Origin of the sequence: Actinomadura geliboluensis, from assembly GCF_005889745.1 — a bacterium.
GTDB classification, from domain to species: domain Bacteria; phylum Actinomycetota; class Actinomycetes; order Streptosporangiales; family Streptosporangiaceae; genus Spirillospora; species Spirillospora geliboluensis.
The window spans coordinates 1-7,327 of record NZ_VCKZ01000434.1 but is presented as its reverse complement, the minus strand read 5'-3'; the positions used below and the strand labels follow the sequence as shown (position 1 = coordinate 7,327).

Genomic DNA, 7,327 nt, shown 5'->3' with positions numbered 1-7,327 from the left:
AATGCCTGGAGATCGCGCTGCAGGCGCCGAGCGGCAGCAACCGGCGAGCAGGTGGACGTCGGGACCGTTCGTCATGCCGCGGGGCGGTCGGCCGGGTCCTTGGCGAGGCAGGCGGCGGCGACCTCGGCGAGCGGGGCGGGCAGGACGCGCAGGTCGGGCGTCTCGTGCAGGATCCGGTACATGACGGCGGGCAGCGGCCCGCCGGCGAACGGGTCGCGGCCGGTCGCGGCGAACAGCAGGGTGCCCGCCCAGGCGAACAGGTCGGCGGCGGGCCCGGCCCGTCCGGCGAACTGCTCGGGCGCCATGTAGGCGGGGGTCCCGACGACCTGGCTGGTCAGCGTGGCGCCGGCGGCGAACGCGCGGGCGATGCCGAAGTCGATCACGCGCGGGCCGTCCGGGCCCATCAGGACGTTCTGCGGCTTGAGGTCGCGGTGCGCGACGTTCGCGCGGTGGATCGCCGACAGCGCCGTCACCGAGCTGATCGCGAGCCGGTCGAGGTCGGCGCCGGCGCGCGGCCCCTCCGCGAGGACGAGGGCGCGCAGCGACGGGCCCGGCACGTACTCGCTGACGATGTAGGGGCGGTCGCCCGCGGTGTCGGCGGCGAGCATCTGCGCGGTGCAGAACCCGGCGACCCGCTGGAGCAGCGCCAGCTCGCGGACGAACCGCTCCCGCGCGTCCGCGTCGCCGAGCAGCCGGGCGTGCAGCAGCTTCACGGCGACGCGCGGCGGCCCGGCCGCCGGGTCCACGGGGCGGCCGAGGTAGACCGACCCCTGGCCGCCCGCGCCGAGCCGGGCGAGCAGTTCCCAGCCGCCGAGCCGGGTCGGGTCTGCGGCGTCGAGTGGTACCGGGCCCGCCATTTCGCACCCCCGCGAAAACTGGAGCATTCCGCCGCGCACAAATCCGCTCCGCCCGGCATCGAAGAGTATAGGTACGGCGAGCCCGGGGGCGGGAGTAGACGCATGCGCGAGATCCATTCACCATTTGTCCGGCGGCGGGCGGCCGCGGCGGCGGTCGCGGCGCTGGCGCTCGCGGCGGGCGGGCTCGCCGGCTGCGGGGACGCGGGCGCGGCCATCACCCGGCTGACCGTCGGATCGCCCGGCCCCGACCCGTACACGCTGGTCGCCGGCACCGACCAGCTCGGCGTCAAGGAGCCGCCGCGGGCGGGCGGCACGAAGGCCGGCGACACCCCCGGCCTCTACGGCGGGACGCGGCGGGCCTCGACCTGCGACCAGCGGAAGCTGATCGAGTTCCTGCAGGCCAACCCGGACAAGGCGCGGGCGTGGGCGGGCGTTCAGGGCATTCCGGTCAGCGACGTCCCGCGCTACGTGTCGCGGCTGACGCCGGTGCTGCTGCGCACCGACACGCTCGTCACCAACCACGGCTACGACAACGGGAGGGCGACCAGCGGGCCCGCCGTCCTCCAGGCCGGAATGGGCGTTCTCGTCAATGGCCGCGGGGTGCCCGCGGTGAAGTGCAATTGCGGCAATCCGCTCACTCCGCCGGAGAAAAAGATCTCCACCGGGAACGCGTCCTATACTGGCCGCTCCTGGCCGGGATTCGAGCGGCGGAATGTCACCAGGATCGCGCCGCGGGATTCCCGGAAGGGGACGATCACCGCGTTCGTGCTCGTGGACCCGGGCGCGACGATGGGGTTCGAGCGGCCCCGGGCGACCGCCGGCGAGGCGGACGGGCCGCCCGCGGAACTGCCGCCCGCGGAGACCGCGGTCCCGTCGGGCGACACGCCGTCGCCGTCGGACTCGGGGCCGGGCTCCCCCGGAGCCGAGTCGCCCGGCACGGAGTCGCCGGGCCTCGAATCGCCGGGCGCGGAGTCGCCGGGCACCGGCTCGCCCGCGCCCGGGACCTCCCCGGAGTCGGGCGGCGTGACGTCCGGCGACCCGGGTACGGGCACCGGGACGGAGCCCCCGGAAGGGGGCGGGCCGGGCACGCCGGTCTCGCTGCCGCCGGCCACGGAGCCGGCCCCCGGGATCTCCTGAGGGCAATGCGCTACATTTGCTCATATGAGCAGCCAGTCAGATGTCGTGCCCGCCGCCGCGGGAACCGCCGACGCGTGCGCGGTCCGGGTGGTCGATCCCGAGAAGGTCGCGATCGTCACCGCCGCGCTGCCGGGCACGGACACGATCACCGAGCTGGCCCAGGTGTTCGGGCTGCTGTCCGATCCCGGGCGGCTGCGGGTGATCATCGCGCTGCTCGAGGGCGGCGAGATGTGCGTGTGCGACATCGCCGCGTCCTGCGGGCACTCGGAGTCCGCGGTCTCGCACGCGCTGCGGCTGCTGCGCGCCAACCGCGTCGTCCGGGTCCGCCGCGCCGGCCGGATGGCCTACTACCGGCTGGACGACTCGCACGTCCGGATGCTGCTCGACCTCGCCCTCACCCACGTCGGCCACGGGGAGGAAGGCGCATGAGCGGGCACGGCAGGCCGGACGAGGGCACGGGCCACGGCCACGGGCACGGCCACGGGCACGGCCACGGGCACGCGATCTCGGCGGGGGCCGACCGGCGGCTGCTCGGCGGCGCGCTGGCGCTGATCCTCGTCTTCATGGCGGCCGAGACGGCCATCGGCGTGATCTCCGGCTCGCTGGCGCTGATCTCCGACGCCGCGCACATGATGACCGACGCGTTCGCGATCGCGCTGGCGCTGGTCGCGATGCGCATCGCCGCGCGCCCGCCGAAGGGCGGCTACACCTTCGGCCTGCGCCGCGCCGAGATCCTGTCCGCGCAGCTCAACGGGCTGACACTGATGCTGCTCGCGGCCTACTTCGTCTACGAGGGCGTCCGGCGGCTGGTCGAGCCGCCCGCCGTCGAGGGCCAGTTCGTGTTCTGGACGGCCCTCGCCGGCATCGCCGTCAACGTCGCCGCGACCTTCCTGATCAGCCGGGCCGACCGGAGCAGCCTGAACGTCGAGGGCGCGTTCCAGCACATCCTCAACGACCTGTTCGCGTTCATCGCCACGGCGATCGCCGGCCTGCTGGTGTGGACGGCGGGCCTGACCCGCGCCGACGCGGTCGCCTCGCTGGTGGTCGCGGCGCTGATGATCAAGGCCGGGTACGGGCTGCTGCGGGACGCCGGCCGGGTGCTCATGGAGGCCGCGCCGGCGGGCCTCGACCCGTCCGAGCTCGGCGCCCGGCTGGCCCGCCGCCCGTGCGTGGAGGAGGTCCACGACCTGCACGTGTGGGAGGTCAGCTCCGGCTACCCGGCGCTGTCGGCGCACGTGCTCGTCGACACGCAGGGCGACTGCCACGCCGTCCGCCGCGACCTCCAGGAGCTGCTGCGCGACGCGTACGGGATCACGCACACCACGCTGGAGGTCGACCACGTCGCCGAGCGGGCGGGCGGCGCGCACGTGCACTGCGAGGACGCGCACGGCCCCCGCCATGTGGCGGAGGCCGGCGGGCCCCACGATCACGCGGGCAGCGCGCCCTGTGATCACTGACCCCCGATCACGGGCGGCCCGGTGATCACTGGCGGCAGGGCGTGCCGTTCAGGGTGAAGGACGCGGGCGGCGGGTTCGTCCCGCCGCTCGACCCGTTGAAGCCGATCACGACGGAGCGGCCCGGCTGGACGGTGCCGTTCCAGGACAGGTTGCGGGCGGTGACGTCCGCGCCGTCCTGCGCCCAGGCCGCGCTCCAGCCCTGCGTGACGCGCTGGCCGGCGGCGAACGCGAACCCGAGCGTCCACCCGGAGACGGGCGAGGTGCCGGTGTTGGCGACGGTGACCTCGGCGGTGAACCCGCTCCCCCACTGGCTCAGCACCTTGTAGCCGACCTTGCACGCCGACGCGGGCGGCCCGTCGTCCGCCGGGATCTCGACCAGCGTGATCGAGGACGCGGGGAACGTCGAGGTGAACCCGTCCGGGCCGACGGTCACGTCCGGCTCGTGCACGATCGACGCCAGGTCGTCCGCGCCGTAGCGGTAGACGTGCCCGGCCGCCGTGCCCGACCGCCCGGCGATCGAGACGGTGCTCGTCAGGTCGTCGGTCAGCGACTTGTTGACGATCATCAGGGTGAGCGCCTTGTCGGACGAGCGCTCCGCCGCGTACACGGCCAGCCTGCCCTGGTCGGCGCTCGCCGCCCTGACGGACGTGTCGCCGAAGGACGCCCCGGCGCCGTCGTAGTTCCGGTACATGCGGAAGGCGTAGGCGCCCGGGTCGGACGCGCCCGGCGGCGCCCACAGCGTGGCGAGGTCCAGGCCCTCCCGCCCGAAGATCCCGAGGACGTCGGCCTGCGCGACCGCGCCGTTGATGTGGCCGAGGGCGCCCCAGTTGTACTCGGTGATCGCGAGCTTGGTGCCGGGGTAGTTCTCGTCCACCAGGCGGCGCATGCGCGGGATGTACTCGATCGGCTGGCCGATCCAGCTCTCGTCGGTGTACGCGGGGTCCCAGAGCTGGCGGGTGGAGCGCAGCCGGAGCTCCTGCGTCGCCGCGTCGCCGGCGTCGCCGAGCGCGACCCCGCTCTGCTGCGGGTAGAGGTGCTCGTCGAAGTAGTCGAGGATGCGGGTGCCGTGCTCCTGCTCGTACGCCTTCATCTGCCGGAGGTACCAGACGGCGAAGGGGACGCCGCCGTGCGCGGCCCGGTCCGGCGGGTTCGACCAGCAGTCGCCGCCCTCGCGGTCGCACGTCTGCTTGTCGAGGCCGGACATCGTCAGCGACTGGAAGCCCCAGCCGACCGGTCCTAGCGTCTTGGCGCCCGGATCGGCGGCCTTCACGGCGCCCGCGATCGCGTACGTCTGGTCGCGCATCTCGTCGTAGCCCGCGCCCTTCGGGTGGACGTCCCGGTGGGTCACGTGCCAGAGGGCCCGGCTCGTTGTCGAGGTTGTAGAACCGGACGCCGCCGTCCTTCGCCTGCCCGTACTTGCCGGTCAGGTGCGCCAGCCAGTCGGTGATGTACCGCGGCCCGGCGGGGACGCTGGTGTCCGTCGGGTCGTTGCCGGTGACGTCGGTGCCGTCGGGTTTGACGCCGTTGCCGCAGTCGGGGCGCCACTGGGCGTCGGCGCCCTGCTGCGGCCCGTACTTCTCGACGCTGAAGCCGCAGGTGTAGTCGCGGCCCTTCGGCGTCCAGCCGATCAGCGGGACGGTCAGGATCGTGCCGGTGCCGGTCCGGCGGTCCTGCTCGGTGAACTGGTCGGTCTCGGAGCCGTCCGGCAGCGCCGCCGGGTCGGGCGCCGGGCCGGGGACGTTCTCGAAGTACCAGTCCGAGCCCCGGTTCGTCTCGTCGTAGAGGTAGTTGTAGCGGGTGGTGGCGTTGCCGCCCCACCGCCGCACGGGGAGCCGCAGCTCCTTGGCGAGCGCCTCGTCGGCGAAGTTCATCCCGTAGACGTCCGGGCTGATCGCGTGGCGGGACGCCGCCGGGTCGACGGTCAGCGCCGGCCCGTCCGCCGCCCGCGCCGCGGGGGCCGCCCACGGCAGCAGCGCGGCGGCGAGGGCGCCCGCGAGCAGGGTCCTGCTCCTGGCGGCCATGGTCAGGACTCGCAGGGCTGGTCGTTGAGCTCGAACGCGGCGGGCGCGCCGGCCGACGACCCCGTCGCCTGGAACCCGGCCGTGACGGACGCGCCGGCCGCGAGCGCGCCGTTCCAGTCCAGGCTCTTCGCGGTGACGCCGGACCCGGACTGGGTCCAGGTCGCGCTCCAGCCCTGGCTGATCTTCTGGTCGCCGGGGAAGGCGAAGCCGAGCGTCCAGCCGTTCAGCGCGGCCGAGCCGGTGTTGGTGATGGTGACCTGGGCGGTGAAGCCGCCCTGCCAGCTGTTCTGCACCTGGTAGGCGACCTCGCAGGAGACGCCCGGCGGGTCCCCGGGGCCGGGGTCGCCGCCGCCCGAGTCGAAGGCGCCGAGCAGGTACGGGTCGAGGTAGGACTGCTTGGCGGTGTTGACGGTCGTCCAGTCCCCGTTGAGGATGCCGCCGGTGTCGCCCGAGTTGGGGTTCCACGACCAGAAGGTGAAGGACATCCCGCTCGCGCCCGTGCCGAGGTAGGCCATGAGCGTGCGCAGCCAGGTCTGGTCGCGCGGGTCGGTGAGCGTCGTCCCGAACTCGCCGAGCAGGACGGGCGCCACGTTGTTCTTGTAGAGGTGGCCCCAGTTCTTGTCCCAGATCGCCGCCATGTTGGACGGGAAGGCGGGGTCGTCGAACCACGGCTGCGGGTAGACGGACGTGGCGTAGTCGTGCGCGGAGTAGACGAGCCGGTTCGGGACGTTCAGCCGCACCGGGTACTGCGCGGCGCCCTGCAGGTTGCCGCCCCACCAGTAGTTGTCGCCGTTGTAGCCGTCCACGCCCTCGACGATGATCAGCCAGTTGGAGTTGACGGCGAGGATCGCGTTCCCGGCCCGCTCGGCGGCGAGCCGCCAGTCCTTGCTCTGGTCACCGCAGCCCCAGCACGCCGGGGCGTGCGGCTCGTTGTGGAGATCGGCGCCGATGACCGTGGTGTTGCCCGCGTAGTGCCGGGCGAGCATCTCCCAGTCGGAGATCCACCGCGACTCGGGGTAGGCGTCGGTGTACCAGAGCGCGGACTGGCCGCCGGCGTCGGGGCGGTGCCGGTCGAGGACGACCTTGAGCCCGATCCGCCCGGCGTAGTCGATGATCTTGTCGAGGATCTGCAGCCCGGTCAGGCCCTGCAGGTCGGGGTTCTTGGAGTAGTCGATGCTGTTCGGCGCGCTGCCGGAGTCGAACAGCTGGTTGGTGTAGGGCAGCCGCAGCGTGTTGTACTTCAGGCTCTTGATCTGGTCGAGCATGTCCTTGTAGCCGCGCGTCCAGAGCCCGTGCGGGGAGAAGTTCGACGTCTCGGCGCCGAACCAGTTGATGCCCGTCATCCGCACCTGCTGCCCGTTGGAGTCGAGCAGCTGCCGGCCGCTGGTGTGCCAGTAGCCGGTGCCCGCCGCGCGGGCCGTGCCCGGTGCGGGGACGAACACCAGTGCCAGCAGCGCGGCCATGGCGATCAGGAGTGCGCGCTTGGCCGTGGAGGACCCGGTCATGAATCGTTCTCCTCTTCCCTGTCCGTCAGCGGGCCGTGCAGGTGATGGCCGGGGCGCCGGGGGCGGACCCCGTGCCCTGGAAGCCGAAGCTGGTCGAGCCGTGCGCGGGCACGGCGCCGTTGTAGCCCGCGTTGACGGCGTGGACGGACGACCCGCTCTGCGTCACGGTGGCGTTCCAGCCGTTGACGACGCGCTGGTCACCGGAGAACGCCCAGTCCGCCGACCATCCCGACAGCGGCGCGTCGCCGTCGTTGGTCACGGTCACCGTGGCGGTGAACCCGCTGTTCCAGGCGTTGTCGGTGCGCAGGGTGGCCGAGCATCCGTCCGAGGACGGCGGGGGCGTGGTGGGC

General features: G+C 73.5%; 7 protein-coding genes and 1 pseudogene. 3 read left to right on the top strand and 5 right to left on the bottom strand.

The features are described 5' to 3' along the window. Positions 1 to 71: 71 nt before the first annotated feature. On the bottom strand, positions 72 to 857 hold the full coding sequence (locus tag ETD96_RS37590; protein ID WP_138641268.1) for a serine/threonine-protein kinase: 786 nt from the start codon (positions 855 to 857) through the stop codon (positions 72 to 74). A 102-nt stretch (positions 858 to 959) separates the two neighbouring features. Between ETD96_RS37590 and ETD96_RS37585 the strand changes: the two genes are divergently transcribed. From ETD96_RS37585 to ETD96_RS37575, 3 genes are read left to right on the top strand one after another with little or no spacing between them, the layout of a single operon-like run. Beyond that, the gene (locus tag ETD96_RS37585; RefSeq protein WP_138641267.1) at positions 960 to 1,994 is read left to right on the top strand and encodes a DUF6777 domain-containing protein; all 1,035 of its coding nucleotides are present in this window, start codon (positions 960 to 962) and stop codon (positions 1,992 to 1,994) included. 24 nt (positions 1,995 to 2,018) lie between these two features. After that, positions 2,019 to 2,423, top strand: coding sequence for an ArsR/SmtB family transcription factor (locus ETD96_RS37580; RefSeq protein WP_138641266.1), 405 nt, complete (start codon positions 2,019 to 2,021; stop codon positions 2,421 to 2,423). After that, complete coding sequence (locus ETD96_RS37575) at positions 2,420 to 3,451, top strand: cation diffusion facilitator family transporter (protein WP_138641265.1); 1,032 nt, start codon at positions 2,420 to 2,422, stop codon at positions 3,449 to 3,451. The genes ETD96_RS37580 and ETD96_RS37575 overlap by 4 nt, the downstream gene beginning before the upstream one ends. Positions 3,452 to 3,476: 25 nt before the next feature. Here ETD96_RS37575 and ETD96_RS47785 read toward each other — a convergent pair whose 3' ends face one another. From ETD96_RS47785 to ETD96_RS37560, 4 genes and pseudogenes are all read right to left on the bottom strand, one after another. Then, complete coding sequence (locus ETD96_RS47785) at positions 3,477 to 4,799, bottom strand: cellulose binding domain-containing protein (RefSeq protein WP_205719648.1); 1,323 nt, start codon at positions 4,797 to 4,799, stop codon at positions 3,477 to 3,479. A 73-nt stretch (positions 4,800 to 4,872) separates the two neighbouring features. Beyond that, positions 4,873 to 5,322: pseudogene (locus tag ETD96_RS48315) on the bottom strand (glycoside hydrolase family 44 protein); the annotation flags it as partial. Between the two features lie 152 nt (positions 5,323 to 5,474). Next, the gene (locus tag ETD96_RS37565) at positions 5,475 to 6,977 is read right to left on the bottom strand and encodes a cellulase family glycosylhydrolase (RefSeq protein WP_138641264.1); all 1,503 of its coding nucleotides are present in this window, start codon (positions 6,975 to 6,977) and stop codon (positions 5,475 to 5,477) included. Positions 6,978 to 7,002: 25 nt separating this feature from the next. Then, the coding region (locus ETD96_RS37560) for a cellulose binding domain-containing protein (RefSeq protein WP_171069422.1) at positions 7,003 to 7,327 on the bottom strand (325 nt) is incomplete at its 5' end.

Excerpts from the sequence above, each read along its gene's own strand:
- ETD96_RS37585 (WP_138641267.1), top strand. The coding sequence starts at position 960 with ATGCGCGAGATCCATTCACCATTTGTCCGGCGGCGGGCGGCCGCGGCG.
- ETD96_RS37575 (WP_138641265.1), top strand. The coding sequence starts at position 2,420 with ATGAGCGGGCACGGCAGGCCGGACGAGGGCACGGGCCACGGCCACGGG.
- ETD96_RS37580 (WP_138641266.1), top strand. The coding sequence starts at position 2,019 with ATGAGCAGCCAGTCAGATGTCGTGCCCGCCGCCGCGGGAACCGCCGAC.
- ETD96_RS37565 (WP_138641264.1), bottom strand. The coding sequence starts at position 6,977 with ATGACCGGGTCCTCCACGGCCAAGCGCGCACTCCTGATCGCCATGGCC.
- ETD96_RS37590 (WP_138641268.1), bottom strand. The coding sequence starts at position 857 with ATGGCGGGCCCGGTACCACTCGACGCCGCAGACCCGACCCGGCTCGGC.